Here is a 24,608-nt window from a genome sequence, read left to right as displayed (position 1 = left end):
GCATCCGTCCGGCGAGCAGGTGCGTCAGCGCGTCTGCTTCTCCACGCGGATCGCTTCCCGGATGCTGGCGCGGGCGTCCTTGCGACGCCCCGCCGCATCCTGCACGACGCCGAGCCGATACCGCGCACGCCAGTCCTCGGGCGAATGCTCCGCTGCCTCTCGATATCGGTCGACGATTCCGTCGGCATCCTCTTTCGCGATCTTCCCGCTCGGGGTCAGCTCGGTCTCGGCCTCCGGCATGCCGCCCTCGGCATCCAGTCGCCGCCCCAGACGGTCGGCCGACATCCCGAACTGGAGCTCGCGGACCAGCGCCCAGACTCCGATCAACGGCAGAATGATCGCGGCGAAACCCATGGCCGCGGCGATCGGCTCGCCCGTACCGATGAACAGGAAAGCCTGTTGTCCGGCGACGACGAAGTACAGGATCAGGCAGACGCCCATCAGGACGATGCCGATGCGAGCGGTCACGAACGGGCTCGGATGCCGATGTCGACCATGTTCTCCAGCCCGACGACGACGCCCTGCGCACGGAGCGCGAAGGGAACGGCGAGCCGGATCCCCGGCGCGTACGCGAGCGCGGGTTCGACTGTGTCGTGCGTGAACGTGAGCGATTCACCGGGGCCGGAGAGGACGACGTCCTGTCGGGCGATGACGCCAGGCCGGCGCAGCGAGTGGATCGGTACGCCGGCGACCTGCTGACCCCGGGCGCGCTGGTCCACGTGCGGAGCACTCACCGGTCCCTGATCGGCGCGGGCCGTCGCGATCAACTCCGCGGTGCGGACCGCCGTGCCGCTGGGCGAGTCGATCTTCGTGTCGCGGTGCGCCTCGACGATCTCGGCCGAGTCGAAGAACGGAGCAGCGGCGGACGCCAGAGCCGAGCCGAGGACGGAGCCGAGCGAGAAGTTCGGGATGAAGACGGCCCCGGTACCCGCGGCTTCAACCAGCGGGCGGACCAGCGCGATGCGCTCGTTCGACCAGCCGGACGTGCCCACGAGTACGTTGAGACCGCGCTCGAGCGCCGCCCTGACGACCTCGACGCTGACCTGAGGGGTCGACGCGTCGACCACGAGATCGGCGCCATCGAGCTCGGACCAGTCGCTCGTCGAGGTGAGAACGCGGGACACCTCGAAGCCGTCGAGGTCGTCGATCACGGCCCGGATGATCGACCCGAGCTTCCCTGTGCCGCCGACGAGTGCTACCTGCGTGGTCATGCTCCCAGTCTATTTCGCGGCCGTACCCGCCCCGGACGCCGCGCGGCGCGCTCGCGATGTGCCGAATCCCGGGTGGGTCGCTGCTCGGCCGGCGTGTCACGGCCCGGACACGCCGACGAACCACCGGGGCGTCCGGGATTCGACACGCTCACGACACAAGTAGCGTTGGTTCCATGCTCGAGTTCCGCGATGCCTCTCCCGCTGACCCCGTATCGCACGCGATCCTCGTCGAGTACTTCGCCCTGCGGGCGGCGGAATTCCCCGGCGGGACGTACACGCCGACATTCCCGATCCCCAGCGCGTTCGAGCCGCCCGCCGGCGTCTTCCTGCTCGCGGGATCGGCCGGAGCGCCCGTCGGCTGCGGAGGCATCCGACAGCTGGACGACTCGGCCGCCGGCATCCGCTACGAGGTCAAGCACCTGTTCCTGCGGCCCGAGACGCGCGGCCAGGGCTGGGGCCGCGCGATCCTCGACGAGCTCGAGCACCGCGCACGCCGGTGGGGAGCCGCCGAGCTCGTGCTGGACACCCATCACACGCTGGAAGCCGCCGGCGCCCTCTATGCGCGCAGCGGCTTCGAGCAGATCGAGCGATACAACGACAACCCGAACGCCACGCGCTGGTATCGCAAGACGCTGATCTGACCCGGCTGTCAGACGGGGATGGTGTCCGGAAGCCCTGTTCGCAGCTCCACAGGCAGGTGTCCGAGGTCGTTGTGGGTCAGCAGCGTCCACGGACGTCCTTGCTTCTGCGCGATCACCGTCAGACCGCAGTGCGCCTGGTTCAACGTCATCCAACGCCACTCCGGCGCGCCCAGCACCTCTCGCACGAACCACGAGATGACGAAGTTGTGTGTGATCAGGACCTCGTGGACGTCCCCCTGCTTGCGCACCAGGAATTCGTTCACCGCGTCTGCCATCTGCGCGCCACCCGCTTCGATCTCGGCATCCGTGACCGACCCGAAGAACGGCTCGAACGCCGCAGGGGTGTCCTCCGTGAGGCCCGTCGGCACGCAGTCGAACAGCAGCGCCGAGGGTTCGGGATCGACAGCGGGCAGGCGCGCGGAGATCGCGCGCGCCGTCTCCGTCGCCCGCAGCAGCGGCGAATGCCACACCGAGTCGAGCGGGAGTCCGGACAGCCGATCGGCGATCAACTCCGCCTGTCGCTGTCCCCGAGGAGAAAGGGGTCCGTCGTCGACGCCGTGCTCGGCATCCTGATGTTCACCGTGTCTGACCAGATATATATAGTGCGTCACAACCCACTCGCTTCGTCGCCCGGCCCCTTCGGCAGGCCTGTCCAGCCTAACCGAGCGACGCGGATGCTCAGTCGCCCGCGCGGGTGAGGTCGGCGATCTGCGCCCGCGACAGCGCGACGCCCGCCCCCTGCATGAGCTCGTCGACGTGCTGGGTCGCGAACGTGTTCACGATGGGCGCGACGACGGTCCTCTGCGCGAGGAGCCATGCGATCGACGCTGCCGCCACCGGCACCTGAAGCTCATCGGCGACCTGATCCAGAGCCCTGAGGATGCGGTTGCCCCGACGGTTCAGGTGCTCACGCAGCTGCGACCCGCGAACCCCCTGCGATGCGCGCGCCTTGTTGCGATGCCGCCCCGACAGGAAGCCGTGCTCGAGGGCGTGCGACGGGGTCACAGCCAGCGTCTGCGCACCGGCGACCAGCCGCATGTCGCCCTCGAACGGCTGACGACGCACCAGGTTGTAGGGTGCATCGAGCACCTCGATCCGCGGGTAGCCCGCCGACGCGAGGATACGCGCTTCGACGAGCCGCTCCGGGCTGAACCCGAAGGCGCCGACCGCACCGATCTTCCCCGCTTCGCGCAGCCACTCGACGGTCGCCAGCGTGTCCTCGATGTTCGTCGTCGCGTCGAACGTCGCATCCAGATAGAGCACGTCGACGCGATCCACGCCGAGGCGGGTCAGCGAACCTTCGACCGCACGGACGAGGTTGACGGACCCGAGGCCCGGGTTGTCGGCGTGGGAGCCGATTCGCGCGCTGAGGACGATCCCGTCCCTGCGTCCTCGCGATCGCAGCCACTGGCCGATGATGTGCTCACTGCGACCGCCCGAGAACCCGTCGGCGGTGTGGACGGCGTTGCCGCCGAACTCGACGTAGCGATCGAGGATCTCGTGGCTGGTCTCGAGATCGACGTTCCAGCCGAACTCGGCAGCGCCCAGCATGAGGGGGAAGGTCTCCAGACCGGTCTCGCCGAGCGGGACGCGCAGGCTCTCACCGACGCCGGGTCCGACGACCGGGATCGGCGCGGACGGATGCTGCGGGTGGGCGCTCTGGGCCACCTCGGGTGTCCCGGCGGTACCGACGCCGAATATCCGCATGCTCTCACCCCCGCGAGTCGACCTGCATTGTCATGCGCTGTATGCACCCCCCGGTGCTTTTCTTCGAGAGTAGATGACTCTCGCGCACTCCCCCGCCGATCCGGCGAACGGCGAGAGAATTCGCCATAACGTTTTCATCACGCCGGACACGACGAAGACCCGGATCCTCCCGTGGACGGGGCGGATCCGGGTCTTCGATGGATCAGAGGATCAGGCCTCGGTGGACTCGACCGCCGGCGCCTCTTCGGCGGCCGGAGCGTCGTCCAGGACGGGCTCGAGCGACAGCTTGCCGCGGTCGTCGATCTTCGTGATCTTCACGAGGATCTTCTGCCCGACCGAGAGCACGTCGTCGACGTTCTCCACGCGCTTTCCGCCGGCGAGCTTGCGCACCTCGGTGACGTGCAGCAGGCCGTCCTTGCCCGGAAGCAACGAGATGAAGGCGCCGAAGGTGGCGATCTTCACGACGGTGCCGAGGAACTGCTCGCCGATCTCCGGGTTGGTCGGGTTGGCGATCGCGTTCACCTGTGCACGAGCGGCCTCCGCCGACGGGCCATCGGTTGCGCCGATGTAGACGGTGCCGTCCTCCTCGATGGAGATCTGCGCGCCGGTCTCGTCCTGGATCGCGTTGATCGTCTTGCCCTTCGGGCCGATCAGCTCGCCGATCTTGTCGACCGGGATCTGGACGCTGATCACGCGAGGCGCGGTCGGAGCCATCTCGTCCGGCGTGTCGATCGCCGCGTTGAGGACGTTCAGGATCGTCAGACGCGCATCCTTCGCCTGCGTCAGCGCGCCGGCGAGGACCTCGGACGGGATGCCGTCGAGCTTCGTGTCCAGCTGGATGGCCGTGACGAACTCGCTGGTGCCTGCGACCTTGAAGTCCATGTCACCGAGCGCGTCCTCGGCGCCGAGGATGTCGGTCAGCGCCGCGTAGCGGGTCTGACCGTTGACCTCGTCGGACACGAGACCCATCGCGATGCCGGCGACGGGCGCGCGCAGCGGCACACCTGCGTTCAGCAGCGACAGCGTCGACGCGCAGACCGAACCCATCGACGTCGAGCCGTTGGAGCTCAGCGCCTCGGAGACCTGACGGATCGCGTACGGGAACTCCTCGCGGCTGGGCAGCACCGGCACGAGTGCGCGCTCGGCGAGGAAGCCGTGCCCGATCTCGCGACGCTTCGGCGACCCGACGCGACCGGTCTCACCGGTGGAGTAGGGCGGGAAGTTGTAGTGGTGCATGTAGCGCTTGCTCGTCACCGGGGACAGCGAGTCGATCTGCTGCTCCATCTTGAGCATGTTCAGCGTGGTGACACCCATGATCTGGGTCTCACCGCGCTGGAAGATCGCCGAGCCGTGTACGCGAGGGATGACCTGCACCTCGGCATCCAGCGGACGGATGTCGGCGAGGCCTCGACCGTCGATGCGGATGCTGTCGGTGAGGATGCGTCCGCGGACGATCTTCTTGGTGACCGACTTGTACGCCGCTGAGAACTCGAGGGTCGCGACAGCCTGCAGCTCGCCGGCCTCGACGGCCGCGATCAGCTCGGCGTGCACGCGCTCCTTGATGGCGTCGTCAGCGCTCTGACGCTCCTTCTTGTCGGCGATCTGGTAGACGCCGACGAGGTCGTCGTACGAGCGCTGCGCGACGAAGTCGTAGGTCTCCTGGCTGTACGGCAGGAACACCGGGTAGACACCCGGCTCCTTCGACGACGAAGCGGCGAGTTCGGCCTGAGCCTTGACCAGCTGCGCGATGAACGGCTTGGACGCCTCGAGGCCCTGGGCCACGACCTCTTCGTTGGGCTTGGTGGCGCCCGACTTGATCAGGTTCCAGCTGTTCTCGGTGGCCTCGGCCTCGACCATCATGATCGCGACGTCTTCGGTGCCATCCGCCTTGGTGACCACACGGCCGGCGACGATGAGGTCGAACACGGCCTCGGAGACCTGCTCCGCGGTCGGGAATGCAACCCACTGGTCCTCGTGCTGTCCGCCTCCCGGGATGAATGCCAGACGGACACCGGCAACCGGTCCCGAGAACGGCAGACCCGAGATCTGAGTCGAAGCGGATGCCGCGTTGATCGCCAACGCGTCGTAGAACTCGCCGGGCGCGATCGACAGGACGGTGATGACGATCTGAACCTCGTTGCGCAGGCCGTCGACGAACGACGGGCGCAGCGGGCGGTCGATCAGACGGCAGACCAGGATCGCCTCGGTGGAGGGGCGACCCTCGCGACGGAAGAACGAACCGGGGATCTTGCCGGCAGCGTAGGAGCGCTCCTCGACGTCGACCGTCAGCGGGAAGAAGTCGAAGCCTTCGCGCGGGTGCTTTCCTGCGCTGGTGGCCGAGAGGAGCATGGTCTCGCCGTCGAGGTACGCGGCGACTGCGCCCTGAGCCTGCTGCGCGAGGCGGCCGGTCTCGAAGCGGATGGTGCGGGTGCCGAAGCGGCCGTTGTCGAGAACGGCCTCTGTGGCGGTGATTTCAGGACCTTCCAAGAGGTCTCTCCTTCTTTGTTTCCTCTCGCGGTTCCGTGTGATCCGCGAGCGTGCATCGGAGCGGAGACGAAGAGTCCGGGCGCGCGGGCATTCCCGCGAATCTCACCTGCGCTGGCCACCAGTAGAAGACCACCCGACCGCTCGTGCCGAGGAACCCACCACAGGGGACCAGCTTCTCGCCGATTCCACTCCCTGCCAGCGTACCAGCGAGGACCGGAATTCCCTCGATCGCAGTGGGAATCCCCACCCGTCACGAGCGGCGCTCAGCGCACGCGGGCGCCGCGCAGGCTGGTCGAACGTCCGATGTACACGTAGTCCTCGTGCTTGGCGACGCGTCCGTCCCCGGCGACGCGACCGCGCATCCGACGCCACGCCCATGGGAGCGCATGCTCCCGCCACCAGGCTGCACGCGTCGCGGGCTCTGCGTCGTGGAGCACAGCGTCCAGGGCGCCGAGCGCCTCGGCGTGCGGCACGTCCAGAACCTCGCCGGCACGGTACGCGAGGAATCGATGACCTCGGCTGCCGAGGTGAACCAGATCCTCTCCCCAGTTCTCGCGGTCGGCGAGGGACGGGTGCAGGTCGGTATCCAGGAGCATGGCTCCGGTCCGGGCGGCGATCCCGGCGAGCGCACCGGCGAACTCGCCGAATCGACGAGCGAAGAGTCCGGCCGCTCGACGATCGGGCAGGAACGGCGTCACGAGCAGGACATCGGCACCGTCGGAGCGCAGCGTTCGCACGGCTTCCTCGAGCCTCGCCGCCAGTGCGGCGACATCGGCGTGGGAGCGGACCAGGTCGTTGGCGCCCACCAGGATCGACACCAGATCCGGCCGCAGTTCACGGGCGCGCTGCAACTGTTCGCCGCAGACGTCGTCGACGCGTCGTGAACGCACCGCGAGGTTGGCGTAGTGCAGCCCGCCACGCGCCGCGAGCAGGAGCGCCAGCCGGTCGGCCCAGCCACGCAGCGCGCCATCGGGGGCCGGGTCGCACAGCCCTTCGGTGAGAGAGTCGCCGAGAGCGACGAAGCGATTCCAGCGACGTCCGGGGTAGGACAGCGCCGGTTCAGGCCGCTGCGCCCGCGGCGAGCGCAGCGCTCGATCCACTCCATGGAGCATCGCGGCCTCATCGAAGTGGCCGAGCAGCTGCGCGCACACCGCCGACCAGCTCCGGCCGGCAACGGCGATGCGACCGGCTTCGCCGAATGCGCGCCGTTTGCGCGCGTCACCGGCCAGATCGGCCACCCGCATGCGCAGGTCGTCCAGATCGCCCGGTCGGTACAGCCAACCGTCGATTCCCATTCGAACCAGATCCAGCGGGCCGCCGCTGCCGGTCGCGACGATGGGGACGCCGCTGGCGTGCGCCTCCTGCAGCGTCTGTCCGAACGTCTCGCTCTCCCCCGTGTGCACGAACACGTCGAACGACGCCATCGCGATCGCAAGGTCCTCGCCATCGAGATGCCCGAGGAACAGTGCCCCGGGCAGCGCGGTCTCCAGGCGCGTCCTGGCCGGGCCATCGCCGACGATCACCAGGCGCACTCCCGGGATGTCCTGCAGCACGTGCAGATCTTCGACCTGCTTCTCCGCCGCCAGGCGTCCGACGTAGCCGACCAGCACCTGTCCGGTGGATGTCCGCTGCCAGGCGTCGTTTCTCCGGCCGGGCTGGAATCGCTCGGCATCCACGCCTCTGCCCCACCGCCGCAGCCGATCCACGCCGAGTCCGGCGAGCTGCCGCTCGGACTCCGTCGAGGGCGCGAGCGTCAGGGTCGCCCGGCGGTGAAGCCGCACGATGTGGTTCTGCGCGAACGCCGTGGTCGCCGCAAGGCGGTAGCGCTCGGTGTACGCGGCGACATCGGTCTGATAGGCCGCGACCGCGGGGACATCGAGACGCCCGGCGGCGAGGACTCCCCGCCAGCCGAGCGCGAAAGGCGATGCGAGATGGACGACATCGGGGCGGAAGCGCTCTAGGGATGCCGTCACGCGGTGCGCGGTCGCAGCCCCGACCCGGACGTTGCGGTAGCCCGGCAGCGCCAGGCTCGGAACCGGCTCCACGCGGGCGCCGTGCAGGGACTCGGGGATGCCGACGGCATCCGGAGCGAGCACGTGGGCGACATGCCCCTCGCGCTCGAGGTGACGAAGGATCTGCATGACAGATCCCGTCACACCGTTCATGTGCGGCAGGAAGGATTCGGTCACGATCGCGACTCTCACGGTGTCAGGATGCCGCGCCCGTTCGCCCCCGAACCGCCAGGAGCACCGGTTGTCGCGCAGAGTTCACCCGTTGCACGGCTGCCGGTCACCCGCTATCCCCGATTCGGTTCCCGTTCACCTCGGAACGGCACAGTGGCAGGGTGATCACTGATGGCATCGCCGAACTCGTCGCGGGTCCTTGGGCGCTGGCGGTGATGTCGCTGCTGGTCCTGGGCGACGCGTTCTTCGTCGTCGTCCCCGGCGAGATCGCGGTGACGGCCCTCGGCGCCCTCGCGATCTCCACCGGTTCGCCCGACTTGTGGGCCGTGATCGTCTGCGCCGCGGCCGCCGCGATGGTCGGCGATCTGCTCTGTTACGCGATCGGGCGGTGGGCGGGCACCGACCGGTGGAGATGGATGCGCGCCGAGCGGGTACGACGTGCCCAGCGCTGGGCGCGAGGACGTTTGGAGTCCGGCACGGCTGTCGTGCTGTTCACGGCCCGGTTCATCCCGTTCGCCCGTCTGGCGATCAATCTGGCAGCAGGGGCCACGCGCATCCCCTTGCCTCGGTACGGCGCACTCGTCGCACTCGCCGCCACCGGGTGGGCGGCCTATCAGGCCGCGATCGGCGCGCTCATCGCGGCGGTGCTTCCTGGCGGCCCCGTGGTCGCGATCGTCGTGTCCGTGATCTGCGCGGTGGCGATCGGCGCCTTGATCGATCTCGTGCTCCGCCGTCGTTCACGCAGTAAGAGCCACTCCCCCTCTGAGCCCATGTCCGACTAGGCTGGCCGAATGAGCACGCCAGACGACGCCGTCTCCTCCTCGGACGAGATGAAGCGCAAGTTCAAGGAAGCGCTCGAGAAGAAGAACGCGCAGCATCGCCAGGGAGAGGCGCACCTGGACGGCGACTCCGCCATCCACGGGACGCATTCGGCCCAGACGCACCGCGAGTTCCGACGCAAGAGCGGTTGACCGCACAGAGAAGGCCGCCCCACTCGGGGCGGCCTTCGTTCTGTCCGGCGGTGCGACGTCCTGGCGTCAGTCGCCGGCGAGGCCGCCGAGCAGGTGACCGAACGATCGTCCCTCGCCCAGATAGGTGGCCGGGTCGAACGGATCACCGGCGGACGCGGCGTCCTTGCGGGCGATCGCGTCGGCCAGTTCCCTCGCGCCCTTCTCGACGCGTTTTCCGAGCGGAGCGACCTCATCTCCTCCGCCGCCCCAATCGCTGGATGCCGCGAACACCCCGGTGGAGACCGGCTCGGCGTGCAGGTAGGCGAACAGCGGTCGGATGGCGTAGTCGATCGCGAGCGAATGACGTGCCGTGCCCGCATTCGCGCCGATGAGGACGGGCTTGCCGGTGAGCGAGTCGACCTCGAGCACATCGATGAACGACTTGAACAGACCCGAATAGCTCGTCGAGAAGATCGGCGTGACGGCGATCAGGGCGTCTGCAGAGACGACCGTGTTGATCGCCGTCTCCAGCGCGGGTGGGGCGAATCCCGTGAGCAGGTTGTTCGTGATGTCGTGCGCGAGATCGCGCAGCTCGATCACGTCGACGCTGACCTCGATATCGCGCTCGACGAGCAGCCGAGTCGTCTCGGCGGCCAGTCGATCGGCGAGCATGCGGGTCGACGACGGGTTCGAGAGTCCCGCCGACACGACCGCGATCCGACGCGTGGTCATCTCAGGCCTCCTTCCGGCCGAGCCCGAATGCGGCCCCGGCCGGCTGCGGGGTGTCCTGGTACGGCGATCCGGCGGTCAGGTTGTCCCCGCGGTTCGCACCGGGGCGCGCTTCACGGGTCGGGCCGTCGCCGTATGCCGCTGCGACCAGAGAAGCGTGCGTCGGAGCATCCGGAGCGGCAGCTGGACGATTCTTCGCCAACTCCCGTCGCAGCACCGGCACCACCTCACCGCCGAGGATGTCGAGCTGCTCGAGCACCGTCTTCAGCGGCAGACCGGCGTGATCCAGCAGGAAGAGCTGGCGCTGGTAGTCGCCGAACGTGTCGCGCATCGCCGCGTAACGATCGATCACCTGCTGGGGCGAGCCGACCGTCAGAGGAGTCATCTCCGTGAAGTCCTCCATGCTGGGGCCGTGACCGTACACCGGCGCGTTGTCGAAGTACGGGCGGAACTCGTTCACGGCGTCCTGCGAATTCGCACGCATGAAGACCTGTCCGCCGAGTCCGACGATCGCCGTCTCCGGAGCACCGTGCCCGTAATGGGCCCAGCGCTGGCGGTACAGCTCGATCAGGCGCTGGTAGTGCTCCTTCGGCCAGAAGATGTTGTTCGCGAAGAATCCATCGCCGTAGTACGCGGCCTGCTCGGCGATCTCGGGCGTGCGGATCGAACCGTGCCACACGAACGGTGCCACGCCGTCGAGCGGACGAGGCGTCGAGGTGAAGCCCTGCAGCGGGGTGCGGAACTTGCCCTCCCAGTCCACGACGTCCTCGCGCCACAGCCGGTGCAGCAGGTTGTAGCTCTCGATCGCGAGCGGAAGACCCTGGCGGATGTCCTTGCCGAACCACGGGTACACGGGACCCGTGTTGCCGCGCCCGATCATGATGTCGGTGCGTCCGTCCGACACGTGCTGGAGCATCGCGAAGTCCTCGGCGATCTTCACCGGGTCGTTCGTGGTGATCAGGGTCGTCGAGGTGGAGAGGATGATCCGCTCGGTCTGCCCGGCGATCGCAGCGAGCGTCGTCGAGGGCGATGAGGACCAGAACGGCGGATTGTGGTGCTCGCCGATGGCGTAGACGTCGAGGCCGACGTCCTCGACGTGCTTCGCGATCGTGATCGCGTCCTTGATCTTCTGCGCCTCACTCGGCGTCTCGCCCGTGACGGGGTTCTGCGTGATGTCGCTGACGCTGAAGATGCCGAACTGCATCCCCGCGGTGACGGTCTGCTCGCTCATGTGATGCTCCGTGTCTCTCCAGAACGGATGCTGTGGCATCCGCTTCTATTCATTTGAATGTATCCGTGTCAACGCGACGCGCACAACTTTATTCCCCGGACGTTCCGCCCGACCCCGGGTAGCCTCGGAGCATGAGCAGTGCCGCGCAGCCTCCGACCGGCCCGGTCACCGGATCCATTCCGCGGCCGCGTCGTCGCGTTCCGTTCTGGGACAACGCCCGCTACGCCTGCATCGTGCTGGTGGTGCTGGGTCATGCCATCCAGCGTCTCACCTACGACTCCGACATCGCCATGGCGCTGTATCTGTCGTTCTACGCGTTCCACATGCCCGCCTTCGCGATCATCGCCGGCTACTTCTCGAAGTCCGCGCCGCCGACGAAGCGCCAGATGGCGCGCGTGATCACCGACATCCTGGTGCCTTACGTCATCTTCGAGATGCTCTGGACGCTCACCAAGTGGCTCGTCGAGGGCCAGGCGAGCCCGAACCTCACCCAGCCGTCCTGGACGCTCTGGTTCCTGCTCGCGCTGGGTATCTTCCGGCTCGTGCTGCCCTACCTCGCTCTGCTGCGATGGCCTGTGGTGTGGTCGCTGCTGATCTCGATCGGCGCCGGCTACCTGCCGAACGTGGACAGCACCTTCTCCCTGTCGCGCACGCTCGGGTTCCTGCCGTTCTTCGTGCTGGGCTGGTGGCTGCGCGAGCACGACATCGTGGAACGCTTCCGATTGATCGATTTCCGGCCGTGGTGGCTGCGCGTCGTGGCGGTCGTGATCTTCGTGGTCGACGGCTTCGTGGCGTGGAACTGGGTGGAGATCTGGTCCAGCGTCGACCTGGACAAGTGGTTCTTCTATGTCGACTCCTACTCCGATCTCGGGAGCGAGGAATGGTGGTCCGGAGGAGTGCGCCTGGTTCTGATCGCACTCGGATTGCTGCTGAGCGCGGCCTTCTTCGTGCTCATCCCCCGCCGAACGACGTGGTGGACCCAGTTCGGTCAGTACACGATGTACGTCTACCTGCTGCATTCGTTCGTTCTGTACCCGTTCCGCGAATCCGGCGTGCTGCGCGACGCCGAACCCACATGGCTGTGGCTGCCCAGCGTCATCCTGCTCTCCGTCGCGATCGCAGTCGTTCTGGCAACCCGCCCGGTCAGGTGGCTGTTCCGGCCGTTGGTCGAGCCGCGACCGGCGTGGCTGTTCCGCGACCGATCGCTCGTACCGGACCCGACCCGCCGCAACGATCCGACCGGATCGCGCAGGCCCCGAACCCGCGACTGACGCCTCGGCGGTAACGCGGCGCAATACGGCTCGCCCCGGCGAGCCGACAGACTTAGCCTCGGGTCATGGCTGATCTGAACCTCCCGATCCTCGACCTGTCGCGTCTCGACGAGGGCGCCGACTCCGCAGCGCGATTCCGCGATGACCTGCGCGCCGCGACGCACGACGTCGGCTTCTTCTATCTCACCGGAACCGGCGTATCCCCCGAGCTCACCGCTCGCCTGCACCAGGCGGCGAAGGACTTCTTCGCCTTGCCGGAGGCGGACAAGCTCGCGATCGAGAACGTCAAGAGCCCGCACTTCCGCGGATACACGCGCATCGGCGGAGAACGCACGCAGGGCGAGGTGGACTGGCGGGAGCAGATCGACATCGGTCCGGAGCGCGAGGTGGTCGAGGGCGGACCGTCGTTCAACCGCCTGATCGGTCCGAACCTGTGGCCCGCCGCGCAGCCGGACCTGCAGGACGTGGTCCTCGAGTGGCACGCGAAGCTCAGCGACGTGGCCAGGAAGCTGCTGCGCGCCTGGGCGCTGGCGCTCGGCGCCGAGGAGGACTACTTCGAGTCGAACTTCGGTGAGCCGTCGACCCTGATCAAGATCGTGCGCTACCCCGGCACCCGCGAACCCGAGCCGCAGCAGGGCGTCGGTGCGCACAAGGATTCCGGCGTACTGACTCTGCTGTGGGTCGAGCCGGGCAAGGGAGGACTCCAGGTCGAGCGCGACGGCCAGTGGGTCGCCGCCCCGCCCGTCGATGGCGCGTTCGTCGTCAACATCGGTGAACTGCTGGAGTACGCCACCGGTGGCTATCTCAAAGCGACGAATCACCGCGTGATCTCGCCGAAGGCGCCGGACGAGCGCATCTCCGTGCCGTTCTTCTTCAACCCGGCCCTGGACAGGAGGCTGCCGATCATCGACCTTCCGCCAGAGCTCGCATCGCAGGCCACCGGGGTGACGCACGACCCCGGCAACCCGATCCACAGCCTCTACGGCGACAACGCGTTGAAGTCGCGCCTGCGCGCGCACCCTGACGTGGCGGCGATTCATCATTCCGACCTGGTCGGCGCGAAGGTCAATTAAATCAACCCTTGTGTTTATTCACCGTGCATGCCAATCTGTCGCATGTCCCGATGATCGACGGCGCCAGGCGCCCCCCACAATTGGATCCCTCGATGAAGAGAATGATCTCGGTCGCCGCTGTCGCGACGGCCGTCCTGCTGTGCCTGATTCCCGCACCCGCCACCGCCGCATCGAACGCCTCGCCGGCGGCAGCGCAAGGCGACACGAGCGAGTTCCGCGGCGTGAACTGGGCTGATCCACGCGACAACTACGCCGATGACGAGGTCGTGCCTTCCGGCTTGAGCACTCTCGACGACTATGCCGCCACCTATTCGAAGGCATCGGGGATCATCGCGGAGTTCAAGCGCGAATTGCGTGCGAACACGGTCCGTCTGCCGATCAATCCCGCCAGCGTCGGAACCGAGTGGTGGGGCTCCTACCGCGCGGCCATCGACGCGTCGGTGGACAGGGGATTCAAGGTCATCCTCAGCTACTGGGAGGCCGATGACGCCAAGGACGGCAGGGTCGACGATGCGGCTGCATTCGACGCCATGTGGCAGACCGTGGTGTCGCAGTACGGCGCGAATCCGCGGGTGTACTTCGAGATCATGAACGAGCCGTTCGGCTACTCGCTCGATGAATGGGTGACGCTGACGTCCGGGTGGCTCGCCGACCACAGCGATGTGCCGCGCAAACGCGTGATCGTCTCCGGAACCGGGTACAACGATCATGTCGACGGTGTCGGCGCCGCTCCCGAGCTCACCGGCACCCTGCTGTCGTTGCACTTCTACGGCTTCTGGGGATCGGACACGACCGAAGAGGCCTGGAAGGCCAACCTGCTCCCCCGCCTCGGCCCCTATGGGTGGCGGACGCTGATCACCGAGGCCGGGTCGCCCATGACGACAGGTCTGAACTACGGCAACCACGAGGGCAACGTCTCAACCGCCTATCTCGGCGCGCTCACCGAGGTGGCTCGTGCGAACGGCATGGGCACGGTCTACTGGCCGGGGCTGCGGACGGGCGACTCGTATTCCCTCACCGAGCAGGACGCCGCCGGCGGGCTGACGGTGACCAATACCTCCGGTCTGGCGCAGCTGCAATGGGGCTGGGGTCTGCTGAAGCGAGAGCAGCTCAACGACCTGCCGCCGGCCCCTCCGGGTGCGCCGATCCGAAGCGTCGCGCACGACGTCTGCATCGACGTCCCAGGCGCGTCGACCACGGCGGGAACGCGACTGGGTCTGTGGAACTGCAACGGCGGCGAGAATCAGTCGTTCCATTGGACGGATGCGGGCGCACTCAGCATCTACGGATCGAAATGCGTCGCCGGAGTCGACGGTGTCACCGAGGGCTCGGCCCTGCAGATCCTCGATTGCGACGGCACCGAGGAGCAGCGCTGGTCGGTGAACGGCGACCGGACGATCAGCAGTGTCGCCGATCCGGGCCTGTGCGTGTCGACGCCGGAGACGTCCTGGGGTGTGTCCCTCGCTGTCTGCGATCCGGCGAGCATCACCCAGCAGTGGCAGTACGCCGGCTGACTCCGAGCAGCCGGACTCGCGCAGTCCCGGAAAGGACGAAGGCCTCCCCACACCGTGGGGAGGCCTTCTCAAGAATGTTCTGCGCGATTGTACGCTGGCTCGCTCCGCGTTATCGGCGAAGGCCCAGGCGTGCGATCAGCGAGCGGTAACGCTCGATGTCGACGCTCTGGAGGTAGCCGAGCAGACGACGGCGCTGACCCACGAGCAGGAACAGGCCACGACGCGAGTGGTGGTCGTGCTTGTGCTCCTTGAGGTGCTCGGTGAGGTCCTTGATGCGCTGCGTCAGCATCGCGGCCTGCACCTCGGGGGATCCGGTGTCACCGGGGTGCGTCGCGTACTCTTCGATGATCGCCTTCTTGACGTCTGCTTCCAGTGCCATAGATTCGATCCCCTCTCTGCTTGTTGCGCGGCGCCCGACGCCTGATGCGTGGGCTCTCTTTATCCGCGGCCGATCGAACGGCAACTGAACGAGTCTACCAGCCCGCGAGTGAGCCGACGACAGCCGTGTGCCGATAGCCTCGTGACGTGTCTTCCGCCCTGATCGACCTGCGACCGTTCCGGGCCAGCGGAGCCTTCACTCGGATGTGGATCGGTTCCACCCTCGCCGGACTCGGCGGACAGCTCACGATCGTCACGGTGATGCTGCACGTGTTCGAGCTGACCGGCAGCACGTTCGCGGTGTCCATGATCGCCTTCGCCGGTCTCGTGCCCATGATCCTGGCGGGCGTGTACGGCGGGATGCTGGCCGACGCGTTCGATCGGCGCACGGTGGCCCTGATCGCCGCGGTCATCACGTTCGCGTCCACAGCCATGCTGGCGCTGCTGACCTGGACGCAGCTGGAGACGATCTGGTGGCTGTACGCCCTGAGCATCATCAACTCCGCCGCGAACTCGGTCGGCATGGCCACGCGCACCGCGATCGTGCCCCGCCTTCTCCCCCGCGACCTGCTCGCCGCCGCATCCGCTCTGAACGGCGTCACGTTCGGTCTGATGGTCATGGTCGGGCCGGCGCTGGCCGGGATCCTCGTCGCTACGACCGGATACGGCTGGACATACACGATCGACGTCGCGCTCATGCTCGCGATGTTCCTGGGGCTGTGGACGCTGCCCGCACTGCGCCCAGAGGGTCCGGTCCTGCGGCCCGGCCTGGAATCGCTCGTCGACGGCTGGCGGTTCCTGAAGCGCGCGGGAAACATCCGGATGCAGTACGTGCTGGACGTCATCGCGATGACGTTCGGTCAGCCGCTCGCACTCTTCCCCGCACTGGGCACTGTGTTGCTGGGTGGCGGAGCAGTGACCACCGGCATACTGACGGCCGCCGTCGCCGCAGGAACGTTCCTGTCGAGCCTCTTCTCCGGCCGCGTCGTGCGGTACCGCTGGCACGGCCGCGGCATCCAGCGCGCCATCGCCGTGTACGGCGGATCGATCCTGATGTTCGGCCTGGTGCTGGTGCTCGGCACTGCGCTGCCACCCGCGTCTGAGACGTCGCCGAATCTCGCACTCATCGCGCTGGCGTGCGTCGCGCTGGCCGCCTCCGGCGCCGCCGACAACATCAGCTCGATCTATCGGAACACCATGATGCAGGCGGCCGTGCCCGACGGCATCCGCGGGCGCCTGCAGGGGATCTTCATCGTCGTCGTGGCCGGAGACCCCCGCCTCGGCGCGCTGTATGCGGGAACACTCGCGACCCTCACAGCACTGTGGTTCCCTCCGCTGCTCGGCGGCATCCTGGTCATCGCGCTCGTGGCGATGCTCGTGCGGAGGCATCCGCGCTTCCGCACCTATGACGCAGAGAACCCCGAGCCCTGACGGAATCGGGGTTCTGGCGGGAAGCGATCAGTCCTGCTGGAGGGATCCCTGCAGGTCGAGGTTGATCGTGATGTCCTTGCCGACGAGGACACCGCCGGTCTCGAGCGCGGCGTTCCAGGTGAGGCCGAAGTCCTCACGGTTGACCGTGGTGCTGGCCGACGCGCCGGCCTTGTAGTTGCCCCACGGGTCGACACCGAAGCCACCGAAGTCGAACGCGAAGGTGACCGGCTTCGTGGTGCCGCGGATCGTCAGGTCGCCGTCCACGAGGAAGTCGCCGTCCTCGACCCGGGCGCCGGTGGAGACGAACTCCATGGTCGGGTGGTTCTCGACGTCGAAGAAGTCGGCCGAACGCAGGTGCGTGTCGCGACCCTCGTCCTTGGTGTCGACCGAGGCCACGTCGACGCTGGCCGTCACCGTCGCATCGAGCGGGTTCTCCGGTGCGACCAGCGTCGCGCTCTTCATGCCGAAGGTGCCGCGGACCTTCGAGATCATCATGTGACGGACGCTGAACGTGACCTCGCTGTGGGCGGGGTCGAGGACCCAGGTTCCTGCGCGGTAGCCGGGGACGTCGATGGTGGTCATGTGCTCTCCTCGAGAAAGTCAGGCCGCGTTCGCGGCGTTCGATACAGGGTAACTCGTATGCGTGTGAATGTATTCCGAACAGTGGGTGATATGCCGAAGGCCCCCGTGCGCACTGCGCGTCACGAGGGCCCTCGAGTTCATCGGGTCAGCCGACGGCCACCAGATCGATGATGAAGATCAGGGTCTTGCCCGAAAGGAAGTGACCGGCACCCGCGGGTCCGTAAGCCAGGTGCGGCGGGATGACGAGCTCACGTCGGCCGCCCACCTTCATTCCGGGGATGCCGTCCTGCCAGCCCTGGATCAGGCCGCGCAGCGGGAACTGGATGGTCTCGCCACGGCCCCAGGAGGAGTCGAACTCTTCACCGGAGTCGAACTCGACGCCGGCGTAGTGCACGGTCACGGTGTCGCCGGGCTTGGCCTCGGGGCCGTCACCCTCGATGAGGTCTCGGACCACGAGCTCCACAGGAGCGGGACCGGAGGGAGCGTCGAACTCAGGCTTCGTACGATCAGTCATGCCTCCATACAACCCGAGCCGACTGCCCCGGTCAACGTGACGGACCCTGCTGACAGCGAACACCGGAGCCGCGAAATCCCTCTTGACAGTGCGTCCGACCGGGTGCACCCTGGTCTCAGATCAACTCAGCGCCCGGGAGTCTCGCAGGCATCGCCGCAGCACCGGGCGCTGAGTCTTGCTATCGGCAGGTGAATCGCCGCTCAGTACGCGAGCAACGCCGCCCTCGCCGCTCTCGTGCGCATGAGCAGCGCGTGCTCGTCCTCGGCCGCGTAGCGGTCGCGACCGGTCATGGCACGCTGACGGACGGCGGCGAGCGCAGTCGCATCCTTGATGAATCCGCGCATGATGGGACGGCGGTCGCCGCGCAGCGTGGCCGCCCAGTTGAGGCCGACCTTGCGCCCCGCCGGTGTCGCGAGCATGTCGACCTCCTGCGGTGTGAACCACCCCGCGACCGCGTACTCGGACAGACGCTCCCTGGTCAGGCGCGCCTCCTCCCGCTTGAGGGCGACGATGCCGAGGATGAAGCCGACGAACAACGGCACCTGCAGCGTCACGTACAGCAGGAAGAAGTCGGCGAAGGTCGCGGAACCGTTCCAGAACCCGTGCAGCAGCATCGCGCCGAGCATGCCCAGTGCGCCAGCCCCCAGCACGCCGGGGACAGAGGCGCCACGCCTGGCGGCGAGCCCGATCGCGAATCCGGTCAGTGCCGTGAACATGGCGTGTGCGAACGGCGACATGAGCCCTCGGAGCACGAACGTCATCGTCAGCTGCTCTCCCCCGCCCTCGATCAGACTGATGGCGAAGTACTGGATGTTCTCCGTGAAGGCGAAGCCCGCCCCGACCAGCGCCCCGTAGACGATCCCGTCGACCGGACCGTCGAACGTGCGCCTGGCCATCAGGTAGATGAGGAAGACGCCCAGCCCTTTGAACAGCTCCTCGACGATCGGCGCTTGAATCACCGCTGCGGCATCGACGTCTTCGAAGCCGAACATCATGTCGAACAGCAGAGTGAGACCGACCGCGGCGAGAGCGCCCCAGGCGATGGCGAAGAACACGATGCGCTTGGGCTCCGGCTCCCAGCGATCGATCAACCGCACGCCGAAGAAGACGATGGCGAGCGGGATCAGCGCAAGCACGAGTCCGATCATCGACGCGACGGAGCCCAACGCCCACACGAAGTAGCCGGCGAGCGCGATGAGCACGAAGCCGAGAACGCCGAACAGCCAGATCGAGACCGTACGCCCCTTCCTCACCGGCATCGGCAGCTGCGGGAGGGCGGGCGCGGGGGCCGGAGCCGCCGGGGCCGCCGGAGGCGTGTAGACAGCCGGCTGAGCAAGGGCGGACGCGTAAACGGGGCGCCCGAAGGGCGCCGGCGTGTACTGCGGCTGCTGCGGCGGCGCGTAGAGCGGTTGCGGCGCGCCCGGTTGCGCAAGACGCTGCGCCGGCGGCGCTGCGGGTGCGTGCAGCGGTGGTGCAGGCGGCTGGACAGGCGGCGGCGTGTACGGCTGCGGAGGCTGCGGGGTGTAGCCCTGCCCCGGGGGGACTTGCGGCTGCGGCTGGACGGGCGGCTGGGCCGGCGGCGGCGGCGTGTACGGCTGCTGAGGCTGGTCGGATCCTCCGAAGGTCATGGGTAGAGCCTAGAGCCACCATCCCCGCAGCCGCCTGCGCGCCGGGTACCGTAGAGACATGCGATTCGCCCATCTGGTGCGTTCCGACTCGCCCGACGCCGCGCTCGCGGTCATCGATGGCACGGACGCGATCCTCGTCTCCGACCTCCTCGACGCCGCGCCGGCGACGCTGCAGCACCTCATCGACGGGGGCGACGAAGCATTGGATGCCGTGCGCACCGCTCTGGCTGCGGGCACCGCTCCGCGGCATCCGCTGGCCGGCTTCGGTTGGGCGTCGGCCGTCATCGCGCCGCCCGTCGTCCTCGCGGTCGGCCTCAACTACGCGGCGCATTCGAGCGAGCTCGGGTTGAAGACCGACTCCGCTCCGACCGTCTTCACGCTGTGGCCCAATTCGCTCACCGGCCACGAGCAGACCACGGGTTGGCCGCGGTCGCTCAGCGAATCCGTCGACTACGAAGCGGAACTGGGCGTGCTCATCGGACGCGCGGCGAAGAACGTCTCCGCCGACGACGCGCTGTCCCACGTCTGGGGTTACACGGTCGTCAACGACATCACGGCACGCGACATCCAGTTCGCCGAGGCGCAGTGGTCGCGGTGCAAGTCGTTCGATGGCTTCACGCCGACGGGTCCCGTCGTCGTGACCGCCGACGAGATCGCGGACCCGCAGGACCTGCACATCTGGACGATCGTCGACGGGCGCACCGTGCAGGATGCCTCGACGGGACAGATGGTGCGCTCCGTGGCGAAGCTCATCGCCCACCTGTCCCAGTCGATCACCCTGCTCCCGGGAACTCTCATCTCGACCGGAAGCCCCGGAGGCGCGGGATACTCCCGCGACCCGCAGATCTTCCTTCGCGACCGGTCGACGGTCACGGTCGGAATCGACGGCATCGGCGAGCTCACCACGCTCTGCCGGATCTACGACTGATCCGAGAGGGCGGGCTCGGCCCTCAGCCGCTGACTTCTGGCGTGATGATCGGGATCGCCTGGGTGACCGCCTCGAGACCGGACAGACGTGCCGGCGAGAGCTGCTTGGTCACCTCGTCGCGCGTCATGAGCTCCGCCTCGACGACGAGGTCTGCGACGTTGCGATTGGTCAGCAGTGCGGTCTTGGCGAGAGCAGCGGCCGCCGCGTAGCCGATGAACGGCGTGAGCGCGGTGATCACCCCGACAGACGCTCCCACCATCGCACCGAGGCGGTCGGTGTTCGCGGTGATCCCGTCGACGCAGTTCACGCGCAGCGTCCACATCGCCTGCCGCATCCAGGTGATGGACTGGAAGATCGAGTGCGCGATGACCGGCTCGAACGCGTTCAGCTGCAGCTGCCCGCCCTCGACCGCCATCGTCACGGTCGCGTCGGCGCCGACGACCGAGAAGGCGACCTGGTTGACGACCTCGGGGATCACGGGATTGACCTTGCCCGGCATGATGCTGGAGCCGGCCTGCTTTGCCGGGAGATTGATCTCACCGAGTCCGGCCTGCGGACCGGAGGACAGCAGGCGCAGGTCGTTGCAGATCTTGGACAGCTTGATGGCGTTGCGCTTGAGCGATGACGAGAACGACATGAAGGCGCCCGTGTCGCTGGTGGATTCGACGAGGTCGGTCGCCGTCTCGAGATCGAGACCCGTGATCTCGCGCAGGTGCTTGATCACGGCCGGGGCGTAATCCGGGTGAGTCGTGATCCCCGTGCCGATCGCGGTCGCGCCCATGTTGACCTCGAACATCAGCGAGGCGTTCTCGGTCAGGCGGCTGTGGTCCTCACCCAGGGTGGTGGCGAACCCGTGGAACTCCTGTCCGAGCGTCATGGGCACGGCATCCTGCAGCTGCGTCCGCCCGACCTTGAGGACGTTGTGGAATTCCCCCGCCTTCGCCAGGAACGAACGGCGCAGCAGATCGAGCTCTTCCAGCAGCGAGCGCAGCGTCAGTGAGAGGCCGACCTTGATCGCGGTCGGGTACACGTCGTTCGTGGACTGGCTGCGATTCGTGTGGTCGATCGGCGAGAGGAACGCGTAGTCGCCCTTGGTGCGGCCGGCCATCTCGAGCGCGATGTTGGTGATGACCTCGTTGGCGTTCATGTTGGTCGAGGTGCCTGCCCCGCCCTGGATCACACCGACCGTGAACTGGTCGTGGAATTCGCCGTCGATCACGCGCTGGGCGGCGGCGTCGATGAGGTCCGCCCGTTCGGCGTCGAGCACACCGATCTCCCGGTTGGCCCGCGCGCTCGCCTGCTTCACCATCGCGAGCGCCCTGACGAGGTCGGGATAGACCGAGATCGGCCGCTTGCTGATCGGGAAGTTCGCGTCGGCGCGGGCGGTGTGGATGCCCCAATAGGCGTCCGCAGGGATCTCCATGCTGCCGAGCGAATCGGTCTCGGTACGGGTCAGGGCAGGCGCATCAGCGGCCATGTGTCACATCCTCGTGGGTCGTGGCTGAGTGAGAAGCGGGGGATGCACCCAGTCTAGTCCGCCGCGCTGCGCCAACCGGGCTTGCGGGAGAACGCCTCCATGCGCTCCGAAGGAGACAACGCGGCCATCCGATCCAGCCACGCCTCCGAGAAGATGTCAGCGGTCTCGGCCTGGGTCACCGGCACGACCGTGTGCGTGATCGTGTCGTCGTGGACGTGCACCAGCGCGAACGCCTGCGCCGCGTCCATCCCGTTCACGTCGCGGGCCGGCTTCGCCACGTTCATCGTGTAGCAGGTCGCGGAGGCCACGCTCACCGGCACCCCGGCGAATGTGCCGTGCGACGAGTAGTGCAGATGCCCGGCCAGGATGCCGCGCACATCCGTGTCGCGGATGACGGCGGCCAGCTCGTCCTGATGGCGAAGCTCCAGGATGTCGAACAGCGGCAGGTGGCTGGGGATCGGCGGATGGTGCATCGCGAGCAGCGTGCCGTGCGGCGCCGGGACGCGCAGCTCATCCGCCAACCACGCGAGCTGCCCCTCGTCCAGGTCGCCGTGATGCCACCCCGGGACCGAGGTGTCGAGCGCGATCAACCGCAGTCCGTCGAGGTTCCACACGCCGGTGACCGGCTCTTCGGTGGCCTCGACATCCAGCAGCTCTCGACGCAGAACAGGACGTTCGTCATGGTTGCCGGCCACCCAGACGACCGGTGCACCGAGCTCGCTGGCGACCGGCCCGACGGCGGCGCGAAGCCGTCGATAGGCGTCGGGTTCGCCGAGGTCGGTGAGGTCACCGGTGATCACGATCGCCGCGGGCGACGGATGCACGGCGCGGATCGCTTCGAGCGTTCGAGAGAACGTCTGCTCGACGTCGAAGCGCCCCGCCAGCCGTGCGCCGGCGGCGAGGAAGTGCGGATCGCTGACGTGGATGATCGTGTGCGACGCCGGCTGATGGCGACCGAAGACGTAGGGGCCAGGCATGGCCCCCAGCCTACGGCGAGGTCAGTGGCCGATGACGATGATCAGGATGCCGGCGATGACAGCCACGGCGCACATCGCGAAGCAGGCGTACGCGCCCACCAGCGCGAGACGCTTCTGGCCGTCGGTCAGCGGACTCTTCTTGGCCGCCTTGGCCGCCTGCTTCTCCGCGCGCCGGAGTTCCTTCTCGCTGACCACGGTGATCGCATCGGTGAACTCGGCCGGGCTCACGACGGGTGCGTGTCCACTGCGGACCAGCAGGCGCAGCCCGATCGCGTAGAACGTGACGATCGCCGCGGCGCCGACGAGCGCCGCCACGAACACCTGGAGGAAGGCCAGCCAGTCGATGGAGACGCTCATTCGCCCTTCTCCTTGGTCGTCGTGGTCTGCTGCTGCTTCTTCTTGGCCTTGGCGCTCGCCTTGGCATCCGCTTTGGCCTTCTGGCGCGCCTTCGCCTCGGCGCGGGCCTGCTCGATGCGCTGCTGCCGGCGCGTGGGCGGCGGGGTGTCGGGGAGTTCGACGGCGTGGCCGGACTCCGCGACGTCGCTCATGGCGTTCGCGTGCGTGACCGCGTTGCGACGCGAACGAAGGAACAGGCCGAGGATGATCACGACGGCCAGCACCGCATCGATCGCCACGCCCCAGGGGCCGAGCCACACGACCAGCAGGGCGGCGAGAGCACCGACCGCGCCGGCGGCCGGCAGCGTCAGCAGCCAGCCGATCGCGATGCGACCGGCTGTCCGCCAGCGCACGGTCGAGCCGCGACGTCCGAGACCCGAGCCGATCACGGAGCCGGACGCCACCTGGGTGGTGGACAGCGCGAAGCCGAGGGCGCTGGAGGCGAGGATCGTCGCCGCCGTGGAGCTCTCGGCCGCGAACCCCTGCGCCGGCTTGACGTCGGTCAGCCCCTTGCCGAGCGTGCGGATGATCCGCCAGCCACCGAGGTAGGTGCCGAGTGCGATCGTGAACGCACATGCCACGATCACCCAGAACTCGGGCTCGTGATGCTCGGCGGACTGCCAGCCGATGGTGATCAGGGCGAGGGTGATGACACCCATGGTCTTCTGCGCATCGTTCGTGCCGTGCGCGAGCGCGACCAGTGAAGAGGTGAAGATCTGACCCCAGCGGAACCCGTCACGGCCGTCCGGCTTGTTGTCGTAGCGACGCGTGATCGTGTACGCGATCTTGGTCGCGATGAAGGCGATGATGCCCGCCGTCAGCGGGGCGATGAGCGCGGGAAGGACGATCTTGGACAGCACCATGCCGAAGTCGATCGCGCCGAGGCCGGCGCCGACGAGCGTGGCGCCGATCAGGCCGCCGAACAGTGCGTGGGAGGAGCTGGACGGCAGGCCGAGCAACCAGGTGAGCATGTTCCAGGTGATCGCGCCGATGAGGCCCGCGAAGATCAGGGCGAGGAACAGTTCGGCGCCGGAGTCGATGATGGCGTCTTCTCGGATGATGCCACCGGAGATCGTCTTGGACACCTCGGTGGACAGGAATGCGCCGACCAGGTTGAGCACCGCAGCCAGGAGCACAGCGGTCTTGGGCTTGAGGGCACCGGTCGCGATGGGCGTCGCCATCGCGTTCGCGGTGTCGTGGAAGCCGTTCGTGAAGTCGAAGAAGAGTGCCAGCAGGATCACCAGCACGACGATGAGGGCTGCGGTTTCCACCGTTCGCTTTCGGTCGTTCGGGAAGAGGG

The 24,608-nt window shown here is 67.8% G+C and carries 24 protein-coding genes; 8 read left to right on the top strand and 16 right to left on the bottom strand.

Going from position 1 to position 24,608, the window contains the following annotated elements:
- Positions 1–24: 24 nt before the first annotated feature.
- Both ACFCYE_RS06825 and dapB read right to left on the bottom strand, forming a co-directional pair.
- Positions 25–468: a tetratricopeptide repeat protein gene (locus ACFCYE_RS06825; RefSeq protein WP_376177462.1), complete on the bottom strand. Its 444-nt coding sequence runs from the start codon at positions 466–468 to the stop codon at positions 25–27.
- Positions 465–1,211 (bottom strand): 4-hydroxy-tetrahydrodipicolinate reductase, encoded by a 747-nt coding sequence (dapB, locus tag ACFCYE_RS06820; RefSeq protein WP_376177460.1) that lies wholly within the window; start codon positions 1,209–1,211, stop codon positions 465–467. The genes ACFCYE_RS06825 and dapB overlap by 4 nt, the downstream gene beginning before the upstream one ends.
- Positions 1,212–1,384: 173 nt before the next feature.
- Here dapB and ACFCYE_RS06815 point away from each other — a divergent pair, with 173 nt between their 5' ends.
- A complete protein-coding gene (locus ACFCYE_RS06815) occupies positions 1,385–1,852 on the top strand; it encodes a GNAT family N-acetyltransferase (protein ID WP_376177458.1) in 468 nt (155 codons plus the stop codon).
- An 8-nt stretch (positions 1,853–1,860) separates the two neighbouring features.
- On the opposite strand, the gene ACFCYE_RS06810 is transcribed toward ACFCYE_RS06815, so the two are convergent.
- The 4 genes from ACFCYE_RS06810 to ACFCYE_RS06795 all read right to left on the bottom strand — a co-directional run bounded on the left by ACFCYE_RS06810 (position 1,861) and on the right by ACFCYE_RS06795 (position 8,235).
- Entirely contained in the window at positions 1,861–2,463 is a 603-nt protein-coding gene (locus tag ACFCYE_RS06810) for a histidine phosphatase family protein (protein ID WP_376177456.1), read from the bottom strand.
- A 67-nt stretch (positions 2,464–2,530) separates the two neighbouring features.
- Complete coding sequence (locus tag ACFCYE_RS06805) at positions 2,531–3,559, bottom strand: aldo/keto reductase (protein ID WP_376177454.1); 1,029 nt, start codon at positions 3,557–3,559, stop codon at positions 2,531–2,533.
- Between the two features lie 210 nt (positions 3,560–3,769).
- The gene (locus ACFCYE_RS06800) at positions 3,770–6,046 is read right to left on the bottom strand and encodes a polyribonucleotide nucleotidyltransferase (protein WP_376177453.1); all 2,277 of its coding nucleotides are present in this window, start codon (positions 6,044–6,046) and stop codon (positions 3,770–3,772) included.
- 263 nt (positions 6,047–6,309) lie between these two features.
- The gene (locus ACFCYE_RS06795) at positions 6,310–8,235 is read right to left on the bottom strand and encodes a GDSL-type esterase/lipase family protein (RefSeq protein WP_376177452.1); all 1,926 of its coding nucleotides are present in this window, start codon (positions 8,233–8,235) and stop codon (positions 6,310–6,312) included.
- A 155-nt stretch (positions 8,236–8,390) separates the two neighbouring features.
- On the opposite strand from ACFCYE_RS06795, the gene ACFCYE_RS06790 reads away from it, so the two are divergent.
- Positions 8,391–9,011 (top strand): DedA family protein, encoded by a 621-nt coding sequence (locus ACFCYE_RS06790; RefSeq protein ID WP_376177450.1) that lies wholly within the window; start codon positions 8,391–8,393, stop codon positions 9,009–9,011.
- A 9-nt stretch (positions 9,012–9,020) separates the two neighbouring features.
- A complete protein-coding gene (locus ACFCYE_RS06785; RefSeq protein ID WP_264157548.1) occupies positions 9,021–9,200 on the top strand; it encodes a DUF5302 domain-containing protein in 180 nt (59 codons plus the stop codon).
- A gap of 66 nt (positions 9,201–9,266) precedes the next feature.
- Here ACFCYE_RS06785 and ACFCYE_RS06780 read toward each other — a convergent pair whose 3' ends face one another.
- Positions 9,267–9,911: an FMN reductase gene (locus ACFCYE_RS06780; RefSeq protein ID WP_376177448.1), complete on the bottom strand. Its 645-nt coding sequence runs from the start codon at positions 9,909–9,911 to the stop codon at positions 9,267–9,269.
- Position 9,912: 1 nt separating this feature from the next.
- Complete coding sequence (locus tag ACFCYE_RS06775) at positions 9,913–11,139, bottom strand: LLM class flavin-dependent oxidoreductase (RefSeq protein ID WP_376177447.1); 1,227 nt, start codon at positions 11,137–11,139, stop codon at positions 9,913–9,915.
- Between the two features lie 131 nt (positions 11,140–11,270).
- Between ACFCYE_RS06775 and ACFCYE_RS06770 the strand changes: the two genes are divergently transcribed.
- The 3 genes from ACFCYE_RS06770 to ACFCYE_RS06760 all read left to right on the top strand — a co-directional run bounded on the left by ACFCYE_RS06770 (position 11,271) and on the right by ACFCYE_RS06760 (position 14,997).
- Positions 11,271–12,410 carry an acyltransferase family protein gene (locus tag ACFCYE_RS06770; RefSeq protein WP_376177446.1) on the top strand — a complete coding sequence of 380 codons (1,140 nt, stop codon included), beginning with the start codon at positions 11,271–11,273 and terminating at the stop codon, positions 12,408–12,410.
- Positions 12,411–12,475: 65 nt separating this feature from the next.
- Positions 12,476–13,483, top strand: coding sequence for an isopenicillin N synthase family dioxygenase (locus ACFCYE_RS06765; RefSeq protein ID WP_376177444.1), 1,008 nt, complete (start codon positions 12,476–12,478; stop codon positions 13,481–13,483).
- 92 nt (positions 13,484–13,575) lie between these two features.
- Entirely contained in the window at positions 13,576–14,997 is a 1,422-nt protein-coding gene (locus ACFCYE_RS06760) for a ricin-type beta-trefoil lectin domain protein (protein ID WP_376177443.1), read from the top strand.
- A gap of 109 nt (positions 14,998–15,106) precedes the next feature.
- Here the strand turns inward: ACFCYE_RS06760 and rpsO are convergent, their stop codons facing one another.
- A complete protein-coding gene (gene rpsO, locus ACFCYE_RS06755; RefSeq protein ID WP_017203073.1) occupies positions 15,107–15,376 on the bottom strand; it encodes a 30S ribosomal protein S15 in 270 nt (89 codons plus the stop codon).
- Between the two features lie 146 nt (positions 15,377–15,522).
- Between rpsO and ACFCYE_RS06750 the strand changes: the two genes are divergently transcribed.
- Positions 15,523–16,806 carry an MFS transporter gene (locus ACFCYE_RS06750; RefSeq protein WP_376177441.1) on the top strand — a complete coding sequence of 428 codons (1,284 nt, stop codon included), beginning with the start codon at positions 15,523–15,525 and terminating at the stop codon, positions 16,804–16,806.
- Positions 16,807–16,833: 27 nt separating this feature from the next.
- Here ACFCYE_RS06750 and ACFCYE_RS06745 read toward each other — a convergent pair whose 3' ends face one another.
- The 3 genes from ACFCYE_RS06745 to ACFCYE_RS06735 all read right to left on the bottom strand — a co-directional run bounded on the left by ACFCYE_RS06745 (position 16,834) and on the right by ACFCYE_RS06735 (position 19,530).
- Positions 16,834–17,388 (bottom strand): YceI family protein, encoded by a 555-nt coding sequence (locus ACFCYE_RS06745; RefSeq protein WP_376177440.1) that lies wholly within the window; start codon positions 17,386–17,388, stop codon positions 16,834–16,836.
- A 145-nt stretch (positions 17,389–17,533) separates the two neighbouring features.
- On the bottom strand, positions 17,534–17,902 hold the full coding sequence (locus ACFCYE_RS06740) for an FKBP-type peptidyl-prolyl cis-trans isomerase (RefSeq protein ID WP_376177438.1): 369 nt from the start codon (positions 17,900–17,902) through the stop codon (positions 17,534–17,536).
- A gap of 200 nt (positions 17,903–18,102) precedes the next feature.
- Positions 18,103–19,530, bottom strand: a complete 1,428-nt coding sequence (locus ACFCYE_RS06735; protein WP_376177437.1) for a PrsW family intramembrane metalloprotease — start codon at positions 19,528–19,530, stop codon at positions 18,103–18,105.
- 58 nt (positions 19,531–19,588) lie between these two features.
- On the opposite strand from ACFCYE_RS06735, the gene ACFCYE_RS06730 reads away from it, so the two are divergent.
- Positions 19,589–20,458, top strand: a complete 870-nt coding sequence (locus ACFCYE_RS06730) for a fumarylacetoacetate hydrolase family protein (protein WP_376177436.1) — start codon at positions 19,589–19,591, stop codon at positions 20,456–20,458.
- Between the two features lie 22 nt (positions 20,459–20,480).
- On the opposite strand, the gene ACFCYE_RS06725 is transcribed toward ACFCYE_RS06730, so the two are convergent.
- Genes ACFCYE_RS06725 through ACFCYE_RS06710 form a run of 4 tightly spaced genes read right to left on the bottom strand, consistent with a single transcriptional unit; the run spans position 20,481 to position 24,579 of the window.
- Positions 20,481–21,935: an aspartate ammonia-lyase gene (locus ACFCYE_RS06725; RefSeq protein ID WP_376177435.1), complete on the bottom strand. Its 1,455-nt coding sequence runs from the start codon at positions 21,933–21,935 to the stop codon at positions 20,481–20,483.
- Positions 21,936–21,988: 53 nt separating this feature from the next.
- Positions 21,989–22,912: a phosphodiesterase gene (locus tag ACFCYE_RS06720; RefSeq protein ID WP_376177433.1), complete on the bottom strand. Its 924-nt coding sequence runs from the start codon at positions 22,910–22,912 to the stop codon at positions 21,989–21,991.
- Positions 22,913–22,933: 21 nt separating this feature from the next.
- Positions 22,934–23,269: a peptidase gene (locus tag ACFCYE_RS06715; protein ID WP_376177431.1), complete on the bottom strand. Its 336-nt coding sequence runs from the start codon at positions 23,267–23,269 to the stop codon at positions 22,934–22,936.
- Positions 23,266–24,579, bottom strand: coding sequence for an anion permease (locus ACFCYE_RS06710; RefSeq protein WP_376177430.1), 1,314 nt, complete (start codon positions 24,577–24,579; stop codon positions 23,266–23,268). Before ACFCYE_RS06710 ends, ACFCYE_RS06715 begins: the two co-directional genes overlap by 4 nt.
- Between the last annotated feature and the right edge of the window lie 29 nt (positions 24,580–24,608).

The sequence above is a fragment of the Microbacterium sp. NPDC056234 genome (assembly GCF_042267585.1).
Taxonomy (GTDB): Bacteria; Actinomycetota; Actinomycetes; order Actinomycetales; family Microbacteriaceae; genus Microbacterium.
The sequence above is the reverse complement of the archived record's forward strand: the minus strand, read 5'-3'. Positions and strand labels throughout refer to the sequence as shown.